The following is a 21,774-nucleotide window of genomic DNA, read 5'->3' on the forward strand; positions in this document are numbered from 1 at the left end:
TAACTCACTCCTTTAGATTCGTATCGTCCATCAGATTCTCCTTTTGTATAACTCACTCCTTTAGATTCGTATCGTCCATCAGATTCTCCTTTTGTGTAACTCACTCCTTTAGATTCGTATCGTCCATCAGATTCTCCTTTTGTATAACTCACCCCTTTAGATTCGTATCGCCCATCAGATTCTGCTTTACTATAAGCTCCCACATCATCGGCAGTCAGATCAGCTTTTAACTCCACCCAGGCATTTCCTGCTTTTGGCTCTTCCTTGTTGTTATCAATGCGGGATTGCCAGAGTTTTTGTTTATGGTAAACCAACCCACGCAGAGGATAAGGCTGGCCTTCAACTGCCCACTGCGATGCACCAAAAGTCTGAATCTCACCCACCGCTTCCGTAATATCGTGAAAAATGCCATTCATTTTTTTACGTTCAATATTCCTTGCAGTGGCATCTTCGTTGGGGTCACGCTCGTATGCAGAACCGTAACCTTGAGCATACGAGACAGCACCAATTGATTGGGCTTCGTCAGGTATAGAAACCTTGTCCCCTTGAGTGGCAAAAGGAACTTTAAATTGTTTTGTCATGGTATTAAGCTCCGAAATGGCTGTTAAAGAAATTGGCATGTGAATAGCCAAAGCCAAAGATATTACTGACACTGTTTTCAGCTTGGTTTAGTGTGACAGTCTGTTTTTCCCCGATTGGAATATCAGGGAGCACATCATCTTTCTTCGTCGTCTGAACCGGCTTATTATCTTGAGTATTCATTTGTAACCCTCATTTAATCAACAAATACATTGTTAATGTAATATGAAGGCGGTTGATACTTCTCCGCCTGTAAACATCATTTATCAGGTTTAACAACACGGAAAGTCTATTTTGATGAGTTTCTCTTTCTATCCGTAGTATAAGCATTTTCTACGGCCATACTTTTATAACAGAAGCATAAAATATAAGATATTAATAAATTTTATTCCGTCAGTGATATTTAATGAAATACGATCGGGTATTTATAATTAATGCACTTTATTAAAAGGAGAGCTATTGTGATTAAGATTAATTCTGGAATAATATCATTAATGATATTTTGACAAGAGTGATTAAAAACACTCTAGCTACGTTATCTTTATGGAAAATAGATTAATTGTAATATTCTGTATTTTGATTAGCGCTGCTCTATCATCATAAATAGATGGTGTTACTTCCCCCACAACCCTAACTGTGAGTTTATTATACATGGGCAATCATACTGACCTGAATAGTTTCCTATGGCTTCAAGTTATGATGGGCAATATAACACACATATTAAAGTTGAATTAATATATTATTATCAAATTTTATCCTATTGAATGTTAGATATCCCACTGGTAAATCTATTTCATTATGAGCGCCAATATATACCCCCCCATTGTCTACATAAAGATTGAGACCTTATTAATGACTAAAATCCATGTGAAAAATATAATGGATGCTCTAATCAATCTAATTCAAAAACCTTAACCTATAATAAGTCTAACCATACCAGATTGTTTTTTAATTAATTGTCGCTGTAGAGCTTGCTATACATTCATTCTTATCAATAGCCATATAAATTTCATTAATTTCCTGCCAGTTATTCCATGTCATCCTAGAACTAAAACATGTAGCCTACCCACTGCACTAAAAAATAAAGTATGTTCTCCATTACTGATGAATCCATTTATTGATATTCATTGGTGGAAAAACATCTCCCTCAGAAAGTTATAAAAATATATTGGAGGTAATGCTATGTATGATTGGTCTGGAACTGTGTCTGGAAAACTTCAACAAGGTCAACCCACAGGGCTTGTACTCAAAAAAGGGGATGTGATCTCTGTTATTGCGTCAGGATGGGTGCAGTATGCTAATGATAACCGTCCGAACCCTTGGTCTGCCCCTCAAGGGGTTCCACCTAATCCTCCGGGAGGTGCTTTAGCTGCAAAAATTGGTGATAAGACCTATGAAATTGGCAATGGTGTACTTCATAGAACCATTCCCACAGATGGAGAGTTAACTCTTTTATTTTTAGATACCCATTATGAAGATAATTCCGGCGACTTTTATGTCAACGTTAAAATAGAATCCCGTTATTCTCCTCTCCAAGAAATAAAATAAATAATTAAGATTGTAACCCGCTATTTTCCGCGGGTTAATCACGCCATTACGCCATTACGCCATTACGCCATTACGCCATTACGCCATTACGCCATCTGCTCAGTCTGTTCGCTATCCGTGGTAACTTCTACCATCTTCTGCTTCATATTTCTCACTGAATTCTCCGGCATCTGGACGCAGACATCCAAACGACAGCCTTCGGAAATACCGCACAGTTCATCATCCTGATAGTACACTTTCTCCCTGTTAACAATTTCTTTTATTCGCTTGTTCTGAAAGTATTCCGATAAGTGACTATGCTGACGGAGGAAGCTTTCAATCGTGATACTGCCGTCCTTATTCATCTTGTTTTGAACGGCAGTGACCATTTCCTGAAAATCAAATGCGCGGTGAAATTCAGATATAAAAAACCATCACGGTTGTGATGGCTTGGGTATTCCTTTAACCACTCAGGAAATGAGTAAAAAAATATTAGCTTTAGTTTCAAGCGTTAACTGATTGTTAAGAATTATTCGCTTGTTGTTACGGTGTGATGGCGTTAATAAATTTACCAGCTTTTTTTGATAGTAATGATGTAACCGATGTGGAGGATATCTTTGAGAAAATACGTTCTTCTTTGCCTAGTGGCTGGCACGACTCTTTTAGCCTCTATGCAGACTTATGCTAATATTTGTTCAGATAGGTACGCTCCTAATAGCCCAGAATATAGGGACTGCCAACTTGTATGCACATTGTATCCAGGAGGAGCTTGTTCATCATAAAACTGAGGGAGGTGGAAGTGTTCCAACCTCCCTTTTCAACTCACCTACACTGCATCCTAATTGATGTGGTTTAATGATTTTTGTCTTGCAAACGGGATGCGTCCACATAGATTGCATATACATACCGGAGAACCTCACCCCGACAGCGGATTTTTATAAGTAGCCAACATTACTAAGTATGCCCACCCACCTGAAGAACCCTGACTACTTCATTGGCATTATCTATTGTAAATAAAACTCTGTGCTTCTGACTAAGTCTGATCGTGTATAGTTCCGTTGTACCACTCAACATTTTAAAATTGGAGTCGCCTATATCACGTGCAGCATCACTTGGAGATCTATTACTTTCTACTATAATTCTTACCCATTCATCATATTTATTTTCGGCAGCACGTGGTATTTTTGCCCATTCGGCACGTTCGTCATCAACTACCCATACCATATATCACCTCTATTTTTTAGAAATGGTTTTTAAATACTACTCCTAATGTATTTTTTTAAATCATCAAATTTTGTACACCCAAAACAGTAAAGTAATAAATCAGGAGATCATAAATAGAAAATAAATTTATATTCGATAAACTTCAAGTTACAACAGGTAATATGAGGTGAGTTCTTATATCTCCCCACGACGCAGGGAGATATAACACGTATATTGAAGTTGAATTAGTATAATGAAAAATATTCACCGCTTATTTTTTCAGTAAATTATCACAAGAATACACTGTCGAAATAGAATAAACGGACTTCAAAAACGGTGATTGTTATTCTCCAAGATCATTTGCAACTACGTGGAATGGTTTATCAAATTTATGGTAAATGGATTAGTGATAATAACCAAAATCAACTAAACATCTTAAATGCTAACTTTAGCAGTAATGCCCCATCTATGCCCCAAGTATCTACCCTATGATATAAATTCCCTTTTATATCAATAAGTAAAATGCCTACTCAGGCTTATTCAAGATATGGTCTTCCCAGTCCACCACGTCAACCTCACGCACAGCAATATGCCTGACAGAAATACGTTCTGCGTGCATAGCTGATTTTGAACCGCTGACTAGCGGATGCCAGGGCAAAAGGCCTTTTCCTTCTTCAATCAGGCGATAAGCACAGGTTGTGGGCAACCACTCAAAAGTCACCATGTTTTCACGAGTCAGTTTTATGCAGTCAGGTTCATAACTGAAACGATCTTCATAATTTCTGCATTGGCAGGTTTTGATATTCAGTTGATTACAGGCGACATTGGTGAAATAAATTTCATCAGTGTCTTCGTCCATCAGTTTGTGCAGACAACACTGACCACAACCATCACACAGGGCTTCCCACTCCTGATCGGTCATTTGTTCCAAGGTTTTCATCTGCCAGAAAGGTTGAGACATAATTACTGCCATTCCTCATCATTAAATCACTCTGGTGGTTAAAACGCGTTCATTAAGAGAGACGTTCAGAACATCACCAGATTTCAAAGCCCCTACCCCCTCAGGTGTTCCGGTCAGAATAATGTCACCGGGACGCAGGGTAAAAAATTGTGACATGTAGCTAATCAAGGGGATGATTGGCGTTCGCATGTCACGCGTATTGCCGTTTTGGCGTAATTCGCCATTGACTGCCAGAGAAAGATGGACGTTTTGTGGATCTTCAAAGATATTAACCGGAATAAAACCTGAGATCGGGCATGAACCATCAAATGCTTTACTCTTCTCCCACGGCTGGCCAGATTGTTTAAATTCACGCTGTAAATCGCGCAGGGTCAGATCCAAAGCAACGGCAAAACCAGCAATGGCGTTGCTGACCCGTTCCTCATGGGCATTTTTAAGTGTCGAACCGATTAAAACCGCCAGCTCTACTTCATGATGCACTGCCCCCAATTTTTCCGGGATGGATATAGGTTGGCACAAATCACAAAGCGCAGTTTCGGGTTTAATAAATATCACTGGCTCGTGAGTGATACCAGAACCCATCTCTTTAATATGCTTCTCGTAGTTACTGCCAACGCAAACAACTTTATTAGCAGGAAAATCCAGCAGTGCCCCCTGCCAGTCTCTATGCTGGTACATAGTACTCTTCCTTAGCTGTTATCAGCCTGATTACTCAGGCTCTGATATTTAATGAGTGAGATGATGTATTCTCTGTTCGATACCGTCAGCCATCATACCAACACTGAGGGCAAAATAGTAAGAACGATTCCAATGCATAATAGTACGGAAATTTTGCGTCACCCAAAACGCCTGCGGTTCGCCCCCATCAGTGATGATAATCCAACCATGAGTTTTAGCGGGTAATTGTGCAAATTCAGGAGAAAAAACACCCAGTGACTGCCATTGTGAAATCGATTTACCCTGCTCCACTTTAACGCCTTCCAGCGCTTTATCAAAATTAGCCGGCAATGAAACGGTAAAACCCCACGGTAACCCTTTCTGCCAACCTTCTTTATGAAGGTAATTCGCAGTGGATGCAAAAACATCTTCCTTGTTATTCCAGATATCGATCTTTCCGTCACCATTACCATCTGCAGCATAAGTCAGATACGAAGTCGGCATAAATTGGCTCTGCCCCATCGCTCCGGCCCAAGAGCCTTTCAGAGTCTGGTCTGCGTCAATGTATCTTTTCTCTATAATCTCAAGAGCGGCCAGAAGTTGTTTGATAAAAAAATCTTCCCGCCGCCCTTCAAAAGCAAGTGTAGACAATGCGGATATGACATCTTCCTGCCCCTGAATACGGCCAAATCCACTTTCCAATCCCCATAAGGCGACAATATAAGATTCAGGGATGCCATATTTGCGGCTGACCCTTTCTAATTGCAGGGAGTTATTCTGATATTGTTCAACGCCCTGTTTTATTTTCCAGTCCGGCAAAACACGTTTCAGATACTCATCCAGAGTTGCTTTTTTCTCTGGCTGATTACGATCCGATTTAATAACCCGTGGAATAAAGTGTATATCAGCAAATGCCCGTTTTATGGTTTCCTCACTGAACCCCTGTTTCCTCGCCTGCTGCCTTACTAAAGCGACATAAGCAGGAAACTGTGATGGTTCACGTGAGGCGCGTGGAAACTGCTGTTCCAGTACCTTAACATCGACTTGAGATAAAACCGTCAACCCTGAATCCTGCAGTGTTTTCCTATTGGGCGAACTACACCCGGCCAGCAGTATTACACTCAATAATAAAGGCACCTTGATGATGAATTTCATAAATCATCCTCTTAATTCAGGATCAAGCCACTCTCCGTGGCTCTAATTGTATGACGATTTTTTTCATGATTTGGCTGCTGCCAGATGTTCATTGATTAAACTTTCAACGGGAGGGGGAACCTGTAAATAAAAACCCTGTTCAGCCAATGCCGCTTTTACTTTTTCAATATCAGCATTAGCTAATTTTTTTCTTTCTGATAACGAAATCATCATAGCGAATTGTGGCTCGCCAAAAGCTTTCAATAACTCTTCGGGAACAGAGGAAAAATCTCCTTTTTTTGTAAGGTAGAGATATGTTTGTTCACGTTTTGGACTTCTATAGATTACACAAATCATCGTCATAAACTCTTTTTAATTAACACTGCGACTTGCTTGAATAATTCAGTAACTATAACATGCTTATTATATTTAAGAATAACGTATCCTTGGAGTTGTTCCATGGAACTTAACCTTGCTGAGTCTGAATATCGATGTCACAATCGCCAATTGAGCTAAAAGGCAGTAATTTTACGCTTTCGGTCGTTCATTTGCATGATGACCAGCCGGAAGTCATTCAAAAGGCCATACAGGAAAAATTGGAGCAGGCGCCCGAATTTTTGAAAAATGCTCCGGTTGTTATCAACATATCCCATCTCCCTGCTAGTGCAGACCTTCTTGCTCTACACCGTGTGGTTGAATCTAGCGGGCTGCGTATTGTTGGCATCAGCGGCTGTCAGGATGAAGCACAGCGGAAAATTGTGCTGGAATCTGAACTTCCTTTATTAAAAGAAGGGAAAAGCCAGAAAATTCGTACTGAAGAAAATAAGCCACCTGAACCTATTTTCAAAAAAACTCGTATAATTAATACGCCTGTTCGTTCAGGACAAAGAATTTATGCTCCGAATAGTGATCTTATTGTGACCAGTAATGTCAGTGCTGGTGCAGAATTAATCGCTGACGGAAATATTCATATATATGGCGTGCTACGTGGGCGTGTATTAGCAGGCGCATCTGGCGATCAAGAAAGCCAGATTTTCTGCACCCATTTAAATGCTGAGCTAACCTCTATTGCCGGTCAATATTGGCTCAGTGATGAAATTCCAGATAATTTTGCTGGTAAAGCGGTGAAATTACGTTTGGTAAATAATGAATTAACTATTGAAACCTTAATCTAGCCCTTATAACAAGGAATCGCTTCATGGCACGCATTATTGTTGTTACATCTGGTAAAGGTGGCGTTGGCAAAACCACTTCAAGCGCGGCCATTGCTACCGGCCTCGCACAAAAAGGGAAAAAAACCGTAGTCATTGATTTTGATATCGGGCTGCGTAATCTCGATCTCATAATGGGATGTGAGCGCCGTGTGGTTTTTGACTTCGTTAACGTGATCCAAGGTGATGCTACATTAAATCAAGCGCTGATAAAAGATAAGCGCACAGAGAATTTATATATTCTGCCTGCTTCTCAGACTCGGGATAAAGATGCCCTCACCCGCGATGGTGTCGAAAAAATCCTGAATGAGTTAACTCAACAAGGGTTTGAGTTTATTGTCTGTGATTCACCAGCAGGTATTGAAAGTGGTGCCTTGATGGCTCTCTATTTTGCCGATGAAGCTATTATTACAACAAACCCGGAAGTTTCATCTGTCCGCGATTCGGATCGAATTTTAGGTATTCTCGCGTCTAAATCACGTCGGGCCGAACAAGGTGAAGAACCTATCAAAGAGCATCTTTTACTGACCCGTTATAATCCCGGCCGTGTGAACCGTGGGGATATGCTGAGCATGGAAGATGTTCTGGAAATTTTGTGTATTCCTTTAATCGGTGTCATTCCTGAAGATCAGTCTGTTTTGCGCTCTTCAAACCAGGGAGAGCCTGTTATTCTGGATAAAGAATCTGATGCAGGTAAGGCATACGAAGACACAGTTTTACGTTTACTCGGTGAAGAGCGGCCTTTCCGCTACATTGAGGAAGAAAAAAAGGGCTTTTTGAAACGCCTGTTTGGAGGGTAACGCATGGCTTTGTTAGATTTCTTCCTGTCGAGAAAAAAGTCGACAGCCAATATTGCCAAGGAACGGCTGCAAATCATCGTGGCAGAGCGGCGCCGTGGTGATGCTGAGCCTGCCTATTTGCCCGAAATGAAACGCGATATTCTGGCTGTCATCTGTAAATATGTACAAATTGACCCGGATATGCTTTCTGTACAGTTTGAGCAAAAGAATGATGATATCTCCGTACTGGAACTCAATGTAACATTACCGGAGATTGAGGAATCGTCAAAATAACGCTATCAAATAGCGCTATTTAATTTAAGCGTGTGATTTCCAAAAAATAATCGGGATGTATAGACATCCCGACTTCAGTTAAGACAAATGAATCACTGAACTGAATATTCAGCTAATATTTCAGCAATTTGTTCAGCCAATAGTTTATTCCGCCAACCCCGTAATAATTCAGGTAGATTTTCTGACGATTTCAATTTCCAGTGTGCACTGAGTAATTGGTTAATCTGACGACGGGATGCCAATAATTCAGCACAAAACTGGTGTGATTCACTGACCTTATTTATCAGTGATTTTATTTCTTTAAATGCTTTACGGTACTCAGGGTAATCAACTAAGTTTTTAATTAATTCAGGGCATTCTTCATCCGAAAGATCCCGGCATTCTGCTACCATTGCCAGTAACCGACGCCCATGGCAACGAATCTCTTGCCCACTTAAACCCAAAGCATCCAATTCGCCCAGTGAAGTTGGCATATAACGCGCCACCTGCCACAAGTTTTCTTCACGAATAACAAAGTTAACCGCCAAATCCCGCTCACGAGCCTGATTCAAACGCCATGCAGCCAGTTTTTTTAAACAGGCCAATTGCCTCGGACGTAGTTGGTTGGCATTACTGATATCTTTATATGCAGACTCCGGCATTAGAATCTCTTTACGACGCTGGACAATCAGTTCACTTTCATCTTTGGCTGCATCCAGATAACCCGCCTGCTCTGTGGCAGTCATCAGTATATCAGCCAGAGGCAAGAGATAATAAACATCCGCTGCAGCATATTTACACTGTTTTTCGCTGAGCGGGCGAGCCAGCCAATCGGTACGCGATTCACTTTTATCCAGCTCTACATGTAAATATTCTGAAACCAATGTTGCAAATCCGCACGACAATGGATGCCCAACAAACGCCGCCAATACCTGAGTATCTATGATCGGAGTCGGCATGCACTGAAAGCTGTTCCAGAAAACTTCCAAATCCTCACTACCAGCATGAATGAATTTTACGACGTTCGGATCAGTCAATAACTCGCGCAAAGGTTGCCACTGAGAAATTTCAAGGGGATCAATCAGGGAAAGTTCTTCCCCATCAAACAGTTGAATCAAGCCTAATTGGGGATAATATGTCCTTGTGCGTACAAATTCTGTATCCAACGCAATTTTTGCATGTTGTTTGGCCCGATCACAGATGGACTGTAACTGGGCATCGGAGGTAATCAACTGATAATTACAATTATTTAGGAAAGTATCCTTTAAATACATTGTCTTATATAACCATATATACTATTAAAACATAAACATGCACACAATTATGTACACACAGAAAAATCTCTAAATATTCTTTACTCAGGTAGCTGTTTCTATAGTATTAAACATACCCTCCACTTACCACAACTTTGCAAAAGTTACACCAAGGAATATCAGGAAAACCTTTTAAAGCGCCTGTTAAGGAGATAAGCCTTACCCCAGCCAGATCACTCTGAGTTGTAAACTCTATATACCTTTTCATAATAGTGAGAGTATCCGCATGCGGTATCCCTTACCCCGCGTGACACGCGGGGTAAGGGATACTCCTATCATTTTGAAGAACTATTTATCTTGATTACTAAAAATACGAAAAAGGCCACACTGAAGCGTAGCCTAAAATACATAATGTAGGTTCAGGCAAGCTATTTCCAGTTGAAGCAATAAGGAAATAAATCACCTGCATTTTGGTGTTGCAGAAGATTACCCAATCTTTGAGCATTATCGTTACCATACTCGCCAATAAACTCAAATTCATGCTTACCATATAAATAGCTATCAATACTCCCACCCAATTGATAAGCGGTATCGTTTACATTTATCGTGAGGCTTTTCTTAAATAATTCCACCATTTTCTGATAGCCTTGTTGATTGTTATCAGAAGAGGCTCGGATAAAAATCTTCTGTTGCTTTCCATCCCAGACGAGTAATGAGAATTTTGTGATATCAGTTTTATTCTGGAAATTACTCAAAGTACCGAAAGGCCCCAGATGTTCACCCATAGGTTCAAATTCAGCATCAGCAAGATAACCCCACATCTGCTCCTTGTTAGAAAAAGAGCCAGTTCCTACCACAAGATAAAATGACAACATACAATCAGCTTGCTGTGGCTTTGGTGTTAACTCCTGCAACTTCCAATCACAAGCCATCAATTCTTCCTGCATAGGTACCCAATCTGACATGCCATATTTATCGTGTTTAACAATATGAGCGGCACTGTCAGGATTTTTAACTGTCAGCGCTATATACTCTTCAGGTGCTTCCCATTCACTACGAGCGACTACCTTTCCTTTATACACCTGAATGATTGCCCACGGCAGAGAGCCTTCTGGAGCAAGGTTATCAATCTTCATCTGATATTTATCAAGATCAAATGGACATTGTTTATTATCCAGCTTATTAACTTCAGACATAAACACCTCACTTTATTATTCGTTAAAGGTAATTTCATCCTACTGCTAACTAGCTAGTCAATATTACTTAGGGCGAATTTTTATCTCAATTGAATAACCTGTAACAGAATCAATACGCATTTAAATAGTGTGGTGTATTATAAGATATGCTTGTTTATCGAGTGGCTGATTAAATGAGTTGTATATTTGAAGTTTAGTGCTGGGACATGCCAGATCTGCCCTTAGCCAGATAGTAACTATTTCCTGAGGGTTTTGAATATAAAACAGGGGATATCTTCATGGCTTATGACAACCTGAATTTTGCTTAAATTTAATACAAAAAAAGTAATTACTACACAAAATCCTTTTTGAATAAGTTACAACTCTTTAATTTCAAAATTGAAATATCAGCATACAACAACGCCGGTAAAAACCGGCGTTGTTGATGTAATAAGCAATTAACATAGCCTTTGTAAAATCACTCTAAGCTATTATTCTGCTTTTTCTATTTCTTCTTTACGTAACTCTTTACGAAGAATTTTACCTACATTCGATTTCGGTAATTCATCACGGAATTCGATAATTTTCGGCACCTTATAGGCGGTCAAATAGCGGCGGCAGTGTGTTTTAAGTTCATCCTCAGTTAAACTCGGATCTTTACGCACAACAAAGATCTTAACCGTTTCCCCTGAATTTTTGTTCGGAACGCCGATTGCCGCTGACTCCAACACTTTTGGATGTGATGAAACAACATCTTCCACTTCATTCGGATAGACATTGAAACCGGAAACCAGAATCATATCTTTTTTCCGATCAACAATATGCAGGAAGCCTTTTTCATCTAAATTGGCAATATCCCCTGTTGCCAGCCAACCGTCTTTTAATACTTCCGCTGTTGCATCAGGACGGTTCCAGTAACCTTTCATTACCTGAGGCCCGTGAACCCACATTTCACCAGCCTCTCCCATAGGAACCTCATTCCCACTCTCATCCACCAGCCTAATATCTGTTGAAGGAATCGGGAAACCAATACTGCCACTATGATGATCCAGATTATATGGGTTGGCAGACACTAAAGGTGCGCACTCAGTCAGGCCATATCCTTCGAGTAAATGGCAGCCTGTCAGTTTTTGCCACTTATCTGCAACGGCGCTCTGCACTGCCATACCACCACCGACAGCCAGACGTAATGCAGAAAAATCCAGTTTCTGGAACTCCGCATTGTTCATCCAGGCATTAAATAACGTATTAACACCAGACAATGCAGTAAACTTATAACGGGAAAGTTCTTTAACCGTTGAGTTCACATCCCGCGGGTTGGTAATCAATAAATTCCGCCCCCCCAATTCAGTGAACAGCAGACAATTTATAGTGAGAGCAAAAATATGGTATAGCGGCAACGCTGTAACAACCAATTCTTGTCTGGGGCGTAATAACGATGCATAACTGGTTTTTACCTGCTCAAGGTTCGCTAACATATTCCGGTGGGTTAGCATAGCGCCTTTTGCCACGCCTGTTGTACCTCCGGTATATTGCAGAAATGCCAAATCCTCGTTATTTACCTCTGGTTTGACATACTGCATGCGATAACCCTTGTGGATAACGCTGCGAAATGAAATTGCATCCGGCAAATGGTATTTCGGAACAAGCCGTTTAATATATTTTACGACGAAATCTACAAGAGTCCCTTTTGGACGGGATAACTGGTCACCCATGCGAGTCAGAATGACATGCTTGACCGGAGTATTAAAAACTACTTTTTCTAAGGTATGGGCGAAATTAGAGACAATAACGATAGCCGAAGTACCGCTGTCATTAAGTTGATGCTCCAATTCTCGCGGGGTATACAGTGGGTTTACATTAACGACAATCATTCCCGCACGCAGAATACCAAAGAGAGCAATGGGATATTGCAGCAGATTCGGCATCATTAATGCCACACGATCGCCTTTTTTAAGCCCCAATCCATTTTGTAAATAAGCAGCAAAGGCGCGACTACGCTCCTCGAGTTTGCGGAAAGTGAGAACCTCACCCATATTAATAAATGCGACCTGATCAGCATAGTTCGCCACGGCATTTTCAAACATTTCAATCAATGATGAATAACGATCGGGATCGATTTCTGCCGGAACATCCGCCGGATAATGTTTTAGCCAGACTTTTTCCAAGTTAAGTACTCCTGAAATCTAATTGCTGTGTAACCATTGACCATGAAACAAAAACCAGACCTGTGTATTTAACAAATTATTAACTCAGCGTACCAGTTTGGAAAGGAACATTGTTCAGGTTGGCGATACACATCACTAATTTAATACTTCATTATCGCTGCTAAAAAATAAGGCAGCTTATGCCGCCCATACGTTTTTATTATTTATCAAATAGTTAAGACCATAACTAGTATTTAGATGTATAATTCACTAATTATACACTGATTTAGTTATTTTTGCCGAAAGCCCATATCATTATTCCAAATAGTTATAAAAATTGTAAACCAATACCCGATAATTATTAAGGATTATTCGCATATCTGTGGCTAATGTTTAAACAGAATGATGCGTTAACTAGGCTCCCGAGGATGAACGCCCTTGCCACCACAACACATTCTGAAATCCATGTTGTATACATCTTTATCTATCTTATACCCAATAAACGCTTCAATATTGTTTATGTTGTATTGATAATTTTTTCACTACATTAGAGTAAAGTCATTTTATTAATGGATAGCCCTGCTGCATCAAACGGGTATTTTGCCATCAGAAATAATTTTTATATGTACGAGTCGGTAGAAATAAAGGTATTTGAATGAACGAACAAAAAACAATTCTTTTTTCATGCTTTTTACTCGTTATTGGTTTAATGGCTGTTGATTTTTTTAACCCTTCGCTACCTTTTATCTTAAAAGAATTCAACGCTTCACAAGAAAGCATAAAAAATTTAATTGTCGTTTATATGGCAATACTGGGTATTTCTCAGTTTTTTTATGGCAGTATCAGTGATCACTATGGCAGAAAACCTGCTGTTGTCATAGGGTTTATCATTTCTATTGTTGGGTTGTTTTTATCAGGCTATAGCGAAAAAATCAGCCATCTCTATTTATCCAGAATAATTACAGCATTTGGTGCAGCTAGTTTTACTGTTATCTCAAGGGCTATTATTGTTGATGTCTTTCAGGATAATATAAAACTAAAAAAAGCATTTTCTTATTTTTCAATGTCCAGCCAACTATCTCCGGCTCTTGCCCCTGTATTTGGAGGCTGGCTACAAATAAAATATAACTGGCATATATCTTTTTTTACACTGGCTGTTATTTATTTTATTGGCTTAATTATCGTCTTACTTACAATGGGTGAAACGAGAAAAAAAGAACCAAAACCAACAGCGCTCCTGACCCCATATATCCAATTAACAAAAAACATACAATTTATTGCATTCAGCATTGCATCATCACTCATATTTTCTTTTACAATAGGCTATTATGCTACTTCGCCTTATATTTTCCATAACCTTGGCTATAGCCCGATAGAAAATAGTCTATTCTTCATTATTTATTCTTCCGGGATTATTTTTGGATCATGGTTGTTAGGAAGGCAATTTATAAGAATAACGTCTAAAATACTCTATCTACTATCACTCATATTTTATAGCTTAATTCTTATTTTCTTCTCATTACTAAGCTTAGAAACACCTGTTACTATTATGATATTTTCTTTTTTATTAGCTACAACCTCAGGTGTTACTGCTCCTTTATCATTGATTTTATGTATGGAAAATGTGACTAACAACAAAGGTGCTGCCAGTGCCTTACAGGGTGCATTAAAAATGAGTTTCACCGGTGTATTTATGTTGTGCTTTGATTTATTTCATCTGACTGATTTTCATCAGTTAATTTATGTCTTCATGATCTTTACTGTTGCTTTGTTGATAATATATTTTTCTTTACGATTCCAATCTTGTCGTAATAAAATTTAATTCTTATTTAAAATGGCCTCATATTTATTTCAAACATGAGACCACCTTTATCATTCGGCCGAATGTTTCCCAGTCAAGATAGTTTCAACAGGCGCAGATCGAATTTCTGGGCGTTCTGTCCATTCATTAAAATAGGGGTCACCATAATAACCCCACATATTCCCCACTGAAGATGGTAATGAAATACGTTTTATTTCATGCCAGCGCTTAAAACCATTAACATTCATCACAACATAGTTATATGGGCTATCACCGACTTTTCCTTTTTCTATTCCCGTAATCAAACCGACAACAGTCACATAATGATTCTTGAAATCAGTGGGTTCCAGAAAAGAATTCACATAAGCATAAAGCCGACCGAGTGAAGGAGCACCAATAAGAGGAGCGGCATTACTTGCCAATGGCATTGTTGAAATTTCTAACCGTGTCCGCCCTTTTTCATTTAAGACACTCAGGACTTTTCCACCAAAGCGCCCTTCATGCCCAATATATAAACCGGGTTTGTTTTTGACACTAATCAGATTTTCCTCCGGGTGTTTAGTCGCTCCTTTTATTGAATCCGGAACTGATGCACAACCGATAAGCACCATTGCCCCTATAAATACAATGGATTGCAATATAATCCGGCAGTATGTCCCATTGAGCATATTAAATACCTCCCATACAGGAAAAATCAGAGAACGCGACTTCTTCGTCTTCAGATTGCCTCTTCTTTGGCTAAGATTCAACCTGAAAGACGGCGGGTATAGCCAGTTCTGTTTTTATGGATATCAATATTTCATGGACACTCGTTTCCGCTACAAGTTGCATTAAATTTATGCAACTTTCGCCCCTAAAGTTTCCCGAACAATTTTAACGGCCTGGTAATTTTTTCCATGTGACTTCATTACGTAGATAAACGGGCTCTGCCAGCTCAACAGCAGTTGCCTCCCCCTCTTTCCACATCTGATCTGCTAACGGCAGCATATCTTCAGCATGAGGTAACACCATATCTCCGGGAATGAGACTTAAGTGGCTTTCCAGTAATTGAGGATAAGCTTCCCATCCCGTTCCAGCGATTGCCCATTCCCCTGTTAAATTAGACATGATGGCCTGTGCCTGCTCAGGTTTTAACACAGATTCAGTTTCTTCACCTGACCACTTACCCTGTTCATCACGGGTATACTGTGCCCAATACACTTCGCCCATACGGGCATCAATGGCAACCAAGACATTCGATACATTTTTAAGACGGAATACTCCCTGAGCCATCGTCTTCAGGGAAGAAACACCAATCATTGGCAGCTCAGCACCTAATGCCAGCCCCTGAGCAATCCCTACTCCAATACGCACACCTGTAAAACTGCCCGGCCCTCTGCCAAATGCCAGTGCATCCAATTGTTGTAACTTCATACCACCTTTGGACAATACCGACTCCACCATAGGCAGAATACGTTGGGTATGTTCCCGTGGGGAAATTTCAAACTGTGCCTCGATGAGACCATCATTCCAAAGTGCAACAGAACATGCTTCAGTTGCAGTATCAATAGCTAAAATCCGTGTGGACATGCCTTAACTCCGGCAAGAATAGAATTCGAAATAAGGGGGTTATACTATCATACCCCCAGAGATTTTACTGCGACTGTGATTGACGGGATTTAAGAAATTCCGCCGCTTTCGACAGATCCCGCGTACGGGGAGATGGAGGCAGGCTATTGAGAAAAACTTCACCATAAGGGCGCATGACTAATCGATTATCACAAATGACTACCACGCCATAATCATCAACATCACGAATCAAACGCCCTACTCCCTGTTTCAGGCTGAGTACAGCATCAGGAAGCTGAACCTCACTGAAAGCATCGCCTCCTTTATGCTGACAGTCTTCAATTCTCGCTTTAAGTAGCGGATCATCCGGCGCTGTAAAGGGTAATTTATCGATAATGACACAGGATAGTGCATCACCTCGCACATCCACGCCTTCCCAAAAACTTCCGGTAGCCACCAGCAAAGCATTACCTGCTGCGAGAAATTGTGATAATAATTTTCCCTTACTGGTCTCACCTTGTACCAATACGGGTAATGTCATACTTGCACGGAATTCTTCAGCCAGACTGCGCATCATTTGATGGGAAGTACACAGGAAAAAACAGCGCCCTTTATTACTTTCGATCAGCGGTTTTAACATACCCGCTAACCATTTCGCCCCACCATTCTGATTAGGTAATGGTAAATGACGAGGGACACACAACAACATTTGACGCTGATAATCAAACGGGCTGGGAAGGAGCAAAGTCTGAGCCTGTTTTAACCCCAGACGTGCAGTGAAATGTTCAAGTTGTTCATTAACTGACAACGTTGCTGATGTAAAAACCCAACAACCGGATTGTTCACGGATCATTTCACTGAATTTATCAGAAACTGACAGAGGCGTTAATGCCAACAGAAAATGCCGCCCATAACTTTCAAACCAGTAACTATAATCAGGCACAGTCACATCAATCAGTCTTTTAAGGCGGTTACGATAGATTGTAGCCCGTTCAAAAGCCGCATCCAGCATTATTGAACGACCCAGTGACAATTTCATGACGTCATAACAAAGCTCCAGCGCATCATCCAGCCGCACCAATACCCGTTTAATATGTTGCTGCTGCAAGGCTTCACGGAGATTACCACGGTAACTGTTTTCACCTAGTGATAAACGAAAATCCTGCGTACTCTGACTCAGACGATCTGCACTTTTCTGTAACTGAGCCTGATCCCTGAGTTCTGTACGATAAGCCATGATGATATCCCGGGACAAATCCAGTAATTGGCGGCTACTTAACTGCTGCCCAAAATATTGGCTGGCGATATCAGGAATTTGGTGCGCCTCATCAAAAATCATCACTTCCGCCTGCGGGATTAATTCACCGAATCCGGTATCTTTGACAACCGCATCCGCCATAAACAAATGATGATTGACGATGACAATATCTGCTTCCATCGCTCTACGGCGGGCTTTCAGGACAAAACACTCCTGATAATTCGGGCAGTCACGACCAAGGCAGTTATCATTAGTGCTTGTTACCAATGGCCAGACAGCGCTGTCTTCCGCAATTTTATGGCAAGTACTGATATCACCATCTTCGGTTTGTGACGACCAATTTTTCAGCGTAATTATTTCTGAGAGTGTTTCTGGCTCAAGTTGAGAACCGCCGATTGATTGCTGCTCAAGGCGCTCAAGGCATAAATAATTTGAACGCCCTTTTAGCAGTGCCAGACGACCGGAAAATGCCAGCGAATCAGTAATAGCAGGCAAATCCCGACTATAGAGTTGATCCTGTAACGCCTTTGAGCCCGTGGAAATAATCACTTTCTTACCTGACCGCAATGCAGGTACCAGATAGGCAAAAGTTTTCCCCGTTCCTGTCCCTGCTTCTACCACTAGCTGTTGCTTATTTTGAATTGCCGCAGTAATCGCAGAAGACATTTCCCGTTGCGCATCACGGGGTTTAAAGCCCTGTATAGTTTTGGCAAGTATGCCATTTTCTGCAAAATCGTCTGACACAGATCGTCTCTTTTAATAAAATAAGATTGATTTAAAAATCATTATATAAACATAGAAGTTAAGATCAGGATAATTCATTTTATCTAAAAATGCCGCTAGTCTGCAGATTCACAGGGCAAAATGACAATATGTGCTAGCTGCCCCTCTTTGATCACTCAGGAAATGGATAAATATTAGCTTTAATTTCAAACGACTCTCGCAAACATGACTGCCTGAGATATTCCTGTGAATGATGATAATAAATAGCTTGCAGACGGAACTGGACAACAGGTTATGACATCACAATAATGAACATCCCCTATCAGGATAAGATGTACTATGGGTTTATTTCCATAGACCTTTTACAGGGGGCAATAATCCGCCAATTCAGGATGAAAATCGTACAAATCAACAGGAAATTAAATGACTATTGAACGCATTGACCCAGATACCCGCTGGTCAGAAGCTGTTATCCACAACGACACCATTTATTATACCAGTGTGCCGGAAAATCTGGATGGTGATATCACAGAGCAAACCACCAATACACTGGCTGACATTGATGCGATGTTGCAACGTCTGGGTTCAGATAAAAGTAAAATCATTGATGCAACAATTTTTCTGGCCGATAAAGCCGACTTTGCAGGTATGAATGCCGCTTGGGATGACTGGGTTGTTGCAGGCAATGCTCCTGTACGTTGTACTGTTCAGGCCGAACTGATGCATCCAAAATACAAAGTGGAAATTAAAATTATTGCAGCTTGTTAAGTTCTAGTATTGTTCTAATACTGAAATAAAATTTATGGCATTGAACATTGTTCACTTATTCAATGCCATTTTAGCTTTCAGGTTTAAGCTGAATTTATGCCATTTTGATCATAACCATACCAATCAGCAATAATACAATTCCTCCCCATCCCTTAAAATTCAGACGCTGGTTAAACATAATCCAACCCGCCGTAACTGTAGCAATAATTCCGAATGCCCCCCAAAGCGCATATGCAATGGAAAGTTCAATACCTTTTACCGCTTGTGCCAGTGCGCTGAATGCGCCTAAAACAGCCACCAGCGATAAGATACCAATCCAGAAGCGCTGGAATCCATTGGAAATTTTCAACAAAATATTTGCCACAATTTCTAAACAAACAGCCAGAATCAGAAAAGCGATATGCCACCATTCAAAATGTGCCAGCATATTATGCCTCCTTCTCTTTCATCTGGAGTTTTGGTGCTTTTTTTGCACCTGCTTTGATAAGTGCAATACCCATTATTAGCAATGACAACCCACCTACTTTCATCGGTGACAATGATTCATCAAACCACAACACACTAAACGCTGTAATAAACAGGATGCCGATCCCTTCCCATAAGGCATAAGCGACACCCAAAGCAACTTTTTTAACCGCTATTGCCAATAAAATATAAGACATTGTAATCATGAAATACATCACAAACATACCGGTGAAATCACCTGAAATACTGGCTTGCTTCATGGACAGCGTACCAATAACCTCTGTCACAATCGCCAGTGCAAGAAATATCCAATAAATCATTTTTCTCTCCCAAACATACCGAATAGGTATGCCAAAACATCACCTAATAATGCGATATCAAAAGAGTCTGATCTTTAGCAAATAATTAGCTGACTAATAATTGACTAAAAAATTGTTAGAATTTTCCGGAACAAGCCGGTTAGCAGGAGAAAAAGGGGCTAAAGTGCACCGCACCAGTAATGTTCACTGGATAAAATCGCTGAGAGAAATAAGACGTGGGTATTGCTTTGAATTTTGGTACTACGTTGGATTTTTACGCTTTTGGCGCTATTCATGATGTTTTATTCTTTCATCACACGATAATCACTGTGTAATATACTACGAACCCTCATATTAGTGGTGTAACTGATTGCGCTATATTTTTAGCATATTCAAACAATAAACACAATCGCATCGTTTCTATCTCTTTCACCTTCCTTTGTATGTATAAACAAGGAATTCAGGCAGGATCTGACCGCTAACGCGGCCAGATTTAAGCCAATTAATTACTCAAACTCATTCCATGAGCGCCCATCACGGGTGATCATCGCGATAGAGGCAACTGGCCCCCAAGTTCCTGCCTGATAAGGTTTTGGTGGCTCGTTATCCGCCGCCCATGCTTCCATAATGGAATCAACCCATTTCCAGGCTTCTTCTACTTCATCCCGACGAACGAACAGTGCCTGAATACCGCGCATAGCTTCCAGCAGCAGGCGTTCATAAGCATCAGCAAGGTGGGTTTGATTGAATGTTTCAGAGAAACTCAGATCAAGTTTTGTTGTCTGTAAACGGTGCTTGTGCTCCAGCCCCGGTGCTTTATTCAGCACTTCAATATCAATACCTTCATCTGGCTGTAAACGGATAGTCAGCTTATTCTGAGGTAACTGCTGATAAGAGCCAGCAAACAGATTTAATGCAGGCTCTTTAAAATAAACCACAACCTCAGAGCATTTCGCCGGCAAACGTTTACCCGTTCTCAGATAGAAAGGCACACCCGACCAACGCCAGTCATCAATATCGACACGAACCGAAACAAAAGATTCCGTTTTGCTGGCCTTGTTTGCCCCTTCTTCTTCCAGATACCCCGGAACCTTTTTACCATGCACAAATCCGGCGGTATATTGCCCGCGGACTGTTTTTTCCCGTACGTTGGTGTGGTCAATCCGGCGCAACGAGCGCAGCACTTTAACTTTTTCGTCACGAATACGATCTGCGGACAAATCAGACGGAGGTGACATAGCAATCATGGTCAGGATTTGCAGCAAATGATTCTGGATCATATCCCGCATCTGACCAGCCTGATCGAAATACCCCCAGCGCCCTTCGATACCAACCTCTTCAGCAACCGTAATTTGCACATGATCTATTGTGCGATGATCCCAGTTATTAACAAATAAAGAGTTAGCAAAACGCAACGCCAGCAGGTTCAGTACGGTTTCTTTACCCAGATAATGGTCGATACGATAAATCTGATTTTCACTGAAATATTTTGCTACTTCATCATTGATAGCACGAGAAGAGGCAAGATCTGTACCCAATGGTTTTTCCATCACGACACGATTGGGTTCTTTATTCAATCCCGCAACACCCAACCCATGGCAGACCGAGCCAAATGTACTTGGAGGCATAGCGAAGTAATGAATGGCAGGTAATTTATTCTGATTGAGAATTTTCGCTAGCCGAGAGAAATGCTCCGTCTCGTTGACATCCAGATTACAGAATTCCAGACGCGAACTGAGTTTCTTCCATAATTCCGGGTCCAGTTTTTCGGACATAAATGTCGTTAATGCTTCTTCAACCAATTTTGTATAGGCTTTTTTATCCCAGTCAGCACGACCAACCCCGATAATACGGGTATCCTGATGGATATAACCTGCTTTCTCCAGTTGGTAAAGGGAAGGCATTAATTTCCGGCGTGCTAAGTCTCCTTTCGCCCCAAAAATCACCAAATCACAAGCCTGAGCTGTAGACGTCACCGCCATGTTGCATCTCCTCAATTACGGGATATTGTAA

At 40.7% G+C, this 21,774-nt stretch carries 22 protein-coding genes and 1 pseudogene; 6 read left to right on the top strand and 17 right to left on the bottom strand.

Annotation, left to right across the window (positions count from 1 at the left end; genetic code table 11):
* Nucleotides 1-581 (bottom strand): annotated as a pseudogene (locus AAC855_RS13235) (phage baseplate protein); the annotation flags it as partial.
* 4 nt (nt 582-585) lie between these two features.
* A complete protein-coding gene (locus tag AAC855_RS13240) occupies nt 586-762 on the bottom strand; it encodes a hypothetical protein (RefSeq protein ID WP_340610213.1) in 177 nt (58 codons plus the stop codon).
* 999 nt (nt 763-1,761) lie between these two features.
* On the opposite strand from AAC855_RS13240, the gene AAC855_RS13245 reads away from it, so the two are divergent.
* Nucleotides 1,762-2,127 carry a LecA/PA-IL family lectin gene (locus tag AAC855_RS13245; RefSeq protein WP_340610215.1) on the top strand — a complete coding sequence of 122 codons (366 nt, stop codon included), beginning with the start codon at nt 1,762-1,764 and terminating at the stop codon, nt 2,125-2,127.
* 86 nt (nt 2,128-2,213) lie between these two features.
* Here AAC855_RS13245 and AAC855_RS13250 read toward each other — a convergent pair whose 3' ends face one another.
* The 6 genes from AAC855_RS13250 to AAC855_RS13275 all read right to left on the bottom strand — a co-directional run bounded on the left by AAC855_RS13250 (nt 2,214) and on the right by AAC855_RS13275 (nt 6,418).
* Nucleotides 2,214-2,495, bottom strand: a complete 282-nt coding sequence (locus AAC855_RS13250) for a phage tail fiber protein (protein ID WP_340610217.1) — start codon at nt 2,493-2,495, stop codon at nt 2,214-2,216.
* Between the two features lie 565 nt (nt 2,496-3,060).
* The gene (locus AAC855_RS13255) at nt 3,061-3,330 is read right to left on the bottom strand and encodes a hypothetical protein (RefSeq protein ID WP_340610219.1); all 270 of its coding nucleotides are present in this window, start codon (nt 3,328-3,330) and stop codon (nt 3,061-3,063) included.
* 505 nt (nt 3,331-3,835) lie between these two features.
* The gene (locus AAC855_RS13260; protein ID WP_340610368.1) at nt 3,836-4,273 is read right to left on the bottom strand and encodes a YcgN family cysteine cluster protein; all 438 of its coding nucleotides are present in this window, start codon (nt 4,271-4,273) and stop codon (nt 3,836-3,838) included.
* Between the two features lie 18 nt (nt 4,274-4,291).
* The gene (locus AAC855_RS13265; protein ID WP_340610221.1) at nt 4,292-4,948 is read right to left on the bottom strand and encodes a fumarylacetoacetate hydrolase family protein; all 657 of its coding nucleotides are present in this window, start codon (nt 4,946-4,948) and stop codon (nt 4,292-4,294) included.
* A 48-nt stretch (nt 4,949-4,996) separates the two neighbouring features.
* A complete protein-coding gene (locus tag AAC855_RS13270) occupies nt 4,997-6,082 on the bottom strand; it encodes a lytic murein transglycosylase (protein ID WP_340610223.1) in 1,086 nt (361 codons plus the stop codon).
* A 63-nt stretch (nt 6,083-6,145) separates the two neighbouring features.
* Nucleotides 6,146-6,418, bottom strand: a complete 273-nt coding sequence (locus tag AAC855_RS13275; RefSeq protein WP_340610369.1) for a YcgL domain-containing protein — start codon at nt 6,416-6,418, stop codon at nt 6,146-6,148.
* A gap of 134 nt (nt 6,419-6,552) precedes the next feature.
* Between AAC855_RS13275 and minC the strand changes: the two genes are divergently transcribed.
* From minC to minE, 3 genes are read left to right on the top strand one after another with little or no spacing between them, the layout of a single operon-like run.
* Nucleotides 6,553-7,236, top strand: coding sequence for a septum site-determining protein MinC (gene minC, locus AAC855_RS13280; RefSeq protein WP_340610225.1), 684 nt, complete (start codon nt 6,553-6,555; stop codon nt 7,234-7,236).
* Between the two features lie 23 nt (nt 7,237-7,259).
* Nucleotides 7,260-8,072 carry a septum site-determining protein MinD gene (gene minD, locus AAC855_RS13285; protein ID WP_340610227.1) on the top strand — a complete coding sequence of 271 codons (813 nt, stop codon included), beginning with the start codon at nt 7,260-7,262 and terminating at the stop codon, nt 8,070-8,072.
* A 3-nt stretch (nt 8,073-8,075) separates the two neighbouring features.
* A complete protein-coding gene (minE, locus tag AAC855_RS13290; RefSeq protein WP_340610229.1) occupies nt 8,076-8,345 on the top strand; it encodes a cell division topological specificity factor MinE in 270 nt (89 codons plus the stop codon).
* Nucleotides 8,346-8,437: 92 nt separating this feature from the next.
* Here minE and rnd read toward each other — a convergent pair whose 3' ends face one another.
* The 3 genes from rnd to fadD all read right to left on the bottom strand — a co-directional run bounded on the left by rnd (nt 8,438) and on the right by fadD (nt 12,920).
* Nucleotides 8,438-9,598 (bottom strand): ribonuclease D, encoded by a 1,161-nt coding sequence (rnd, locus tag AAC855_RS13295; protein ID WP_340610230.1) that lies wholly within the window; start codon nt 9,596-9,598, stop codon nt 8,438-8,440.
* A gap of 407 nt (nt 9,599-10,005) precedes the next feature.
* Nucleotides 10,006-10,773, bottom strand: coding sequence for a Thoeris anti-defense Tad2 family protein (locus AAC855_RS13300; RefSeq protein ID WP_340610231.1), 768 nt, complete (start codon nt 10,771-10,773; stop codon nt 10,006-10,008).
* Between the two features lie 470 nt (nt 10,774-11,243).
* Nucleotides 11,244-12,920, bottom strand: a complete 1,677-nt coding sequence (gene fadD / locus AAC855_RS13305) for a long-chain-fatty-acid--CoA ligase FadD (protein WP_340610233.1) — start codon at nt 12,918-12,920, stop codon at nt 11,244-11,246.
* 634 nt (nt 12,921-13,554) lie between these two features.
* On the opposite strand from fadD, the gene AAC855_RS13310 reads away from it, so the two are divergent.
* Entirely contained in the window at nt 13,555-14,721 is a 1,167-nt protein-coding gene (locus tag AAC855_RS13310; RefSeq protein WP_340610235.1) for an MFS transporter, read from the top strand.
* A 50-nt stretch (nt 14,722-14,771) separates the two neighbouring features.
* Here the strand turns inward: AAC855_RS13310 and AAC855_RS13315 are convergent, their stop codons facing one another.
* The 3 genes from AAC855_RS13315 to AAC855_RS13325 all read right to left on the bottom strand — a co-directional run bounded on the left by AAC855_RS13315 (nt 14,772) and on the right by AAC855_RS13325 (nt 18,250).
* Nucleotides 14,772-15,368 carry a Slp family lipoprotein gene (locus tag AAC855_RS13315; RefSeq protein WP_340610237.1) on the bottom strand — a complete coding sequence of 199 codons (597 nt, stop codon included), beginning with the start codon at nt 15,366-15,368 and terminating at the stop codon, nt 14,772-14,774.
* 205 nt (nt 15,369-15,573) lie between these two features.
* Nucleotides 15,574-16,269: a tRNA (adenosine(37)-N6)-threonylcarbamoyltransferase complex dimerization subunit type 1 TsaB gene (gene tsaB / locus AAC855_RS13320; RefSeq protein ID WP_340610239.1), complete on the bottom strand. Its 696-nt coding sequence runs from the start codon at nt 16,267-16,269 to the stop codon at nt 15,574-15,576.
* 64 nt (nt 16,270-16,333) lie between these two features.
* The gene (locus AAC855_RS13325) at nt 16,334-18,250 is read right to left on the bottom strand and encodes a DNA repair helicase YoaA (protein WP_340610241.1); all 1,917 of its coding nucleotides are present in this window, start codon (nt 18,248-18,250) and stop codon (nt 16,334-16,336) included.
* A gap of 402 nt (nt 18,251-18,652) precedes the next feature.
* Here AAC855_RS13325 and AAC855_RS13330 point away from each other — a divergent pair, with 402 nt between their 5' ends.
* Nucleotides 18,653-18,997 (top strand): RidA family protein, encoded by a 345-nt coding sequence (locus tag AAC855_RS13330; protein ID WP_340610243.1) that lies wholly within the window; start codon nt 18,653-18,655, stop codon nt 18,995-18,997.
* Nucleotides 18,998-19,091: 94 nt separating this feature from the next.
* Here AAC855_RS13330 and mdtI read toward each other — a convergent pair whose 3' ends face one another.
* The 3 genes from mdtI to zwf all read right to left on the bottom strand — a co-directional run bounded on the left by mdtI (nt 19,092) and on the right by zwf (nt 21,743).
* Complete coding sequence (mdtI, locus tag AAC855_RS13335; RefSeq protein ID WP_340610245.1) at nt 19,092-19,424, bottom strand: multidrug/spermidine efflux SMR transporter subunit MdtI; 333 nt, start codon at nt 19,422-19,424, stop codon at nt 19,092-19,094.
* A 1-nt stretch (nt 19,425) separates the two neighbouring features.
* Nucleotides 19,426-19,782 (bottom strand): multidrug/spermidine efflux SMR transporter subunit MdtJ, encoded by a 357-nt coding sequence (gene mdtJ / locus AAC855_RS13340; protein ID WP_340610247.1) that lies wholly within the window; start codon nt 19,780-19,782, stop codon nt 19,426-19,428.
* A gap of 485 nt (nt 19,783-20,267) precedes the next feature.
* A complete protein-coding gene (gene zwf / locus AAC855_RS13345; protein ID WP_340610249.1) occupies nt 20,268-21,743 on the bottom strand; it encodes a glucose-6-phosphate dehydrogenase in 1,476 nt (491 codons plus the stop codon).
* Nucleotides 21,744-21,774: the final 31 nt, after the last annotated feature.

Source organism: Xenorhabdus bharatensis, from assembly GCF_037996705.1.
Classification (GTDB): Bacteria; Pseudomonadota; Gammaproteobacteria; order Enterobacterales; family Enterobacteriaceae; genus Xenorhabdus; species Xenorhabdus bharatensis.

Coding starts and splice junctions, on each gene's coding strand:
- AAC855_RS13265 (WP_340610221.1), bottom strand. CDS start 4,948: ATGTACCAGCATAGAGACTGGCAGGGGGCACTGCTGGATTTTCCTGCT.
- rnd (WP_340610230.1), bottom strand. CDS start 9,598: ATGTATTTAAAGGATACTTTCCTAAATAATTGTAATTATCAGTTGATT.
- minC (WP_340610225.1), top strand. CDS start 6,553: ATGTCACAATCGCCAATTGAGCTAAAAGGCAGTAATTTTACGCTTTCG.
- zwf (WP_340610249.1), bottom strand. CDS start 21,743: ATGGCGGTGACGTCTACAGCTCAGGCTTGTGATTTGGTGATTTTTGGG.
- AAC855_RS13255 (WP_340610219.1), bottom strand. CDS start 3,330: ATGGTATGGGTAGTTGATGACGAACGTGCCGAATGGGCAAAAATACCA.
- AAC855_RS13275 (WP_340610369.1), bottom strand. CDS start 6,418: ATGATTTGTGTAATCTATAGAAGTCCAAAACGTGAACAAACATATCTC.
- tsaB (WP_340610239.1), bottom strand. CDS start 16,269: ATGTCCACACGGATTTTAGCTATTGATACTGCAACTGAAGCATGTTCT.
- AAC855_RS13310 (WP_340610235.1), top strand. CDS start 13,555: ATGAACGAACAAAAAACAATTCTTTTTTCATGCTTTTTACTCGTTATT.
- AAC855_RS13300 (WP_340610231.1), bottom strand. CDS start 10,773: ATGTCTGAAGTTAATAAGCTGGATAATAAACAATGTCCATTTGATCTT.
- AAC855_RS13250 (WP_340610217.1), bottom strand. CDS start 2,495: ATGGTCACTGCCGTTCAAAACAAGATGAATAAGGACGGCAGTATCACG.
- mdtI (WP_340610245.1), bottom strand. CDS start 19,424: ATGCTGGCACATTTTGAATGGTGGCATATCGCTTTTCTGATTCTGGCT.
- minD (WP_340610227.1), top strand. CDS start 7,260: ATGGCACGCATTATTGTTGTTACATCTGGTAAAGGTGGCGTTGGCAAA.
- AAC855_RS13330 (WP_340610243.1), top strand. CDS start 18,653: ATGACTATTGAACGCATTGACCCAGATACCCGCTGGTCAGAAGCTGTT.
- AAC855_RS13270 (WP_340610223.1), bottom strand. CDS start 6,082: ATGAAATTCATCATCAAGGTGCCTTTATTATTGAGTGTAATACTGCTG.
- AAC855_RS13315 (WP_340610237.1), bottom strand. CDS start 15,368: ATGCTCAATGGGACATACTGCCGGATTATATTGCAATCCATTGTATTT.
- AAC855_RS13245 (WP_340610215.1), top strand. CDS start 1,762: ATGTATGATTGGTCTGGAACTGTGTCTGGAAAACTTCAACAAGGTCAA.
- minE (WP_340610229.1), top strand. CDS start 8,076: ATGGCTTTGTTAGATTTCTTCCTGTCGAGAAAAAAGTCGACAGCCAAT.
- mdtJ (WP_340610247.1), bottom strand. CDS start 19,782: ATGATTTATTGGATATTTCTTGCACTGGCGATTGTGACAGAGGTTATT.
- AAC855_RS13240 (WP_340610213.1), bottom strand. CDS start 762: ATGAATACTCAAGATAATAAGCCGGTTCAGACGACGAAGAAAGATGAT.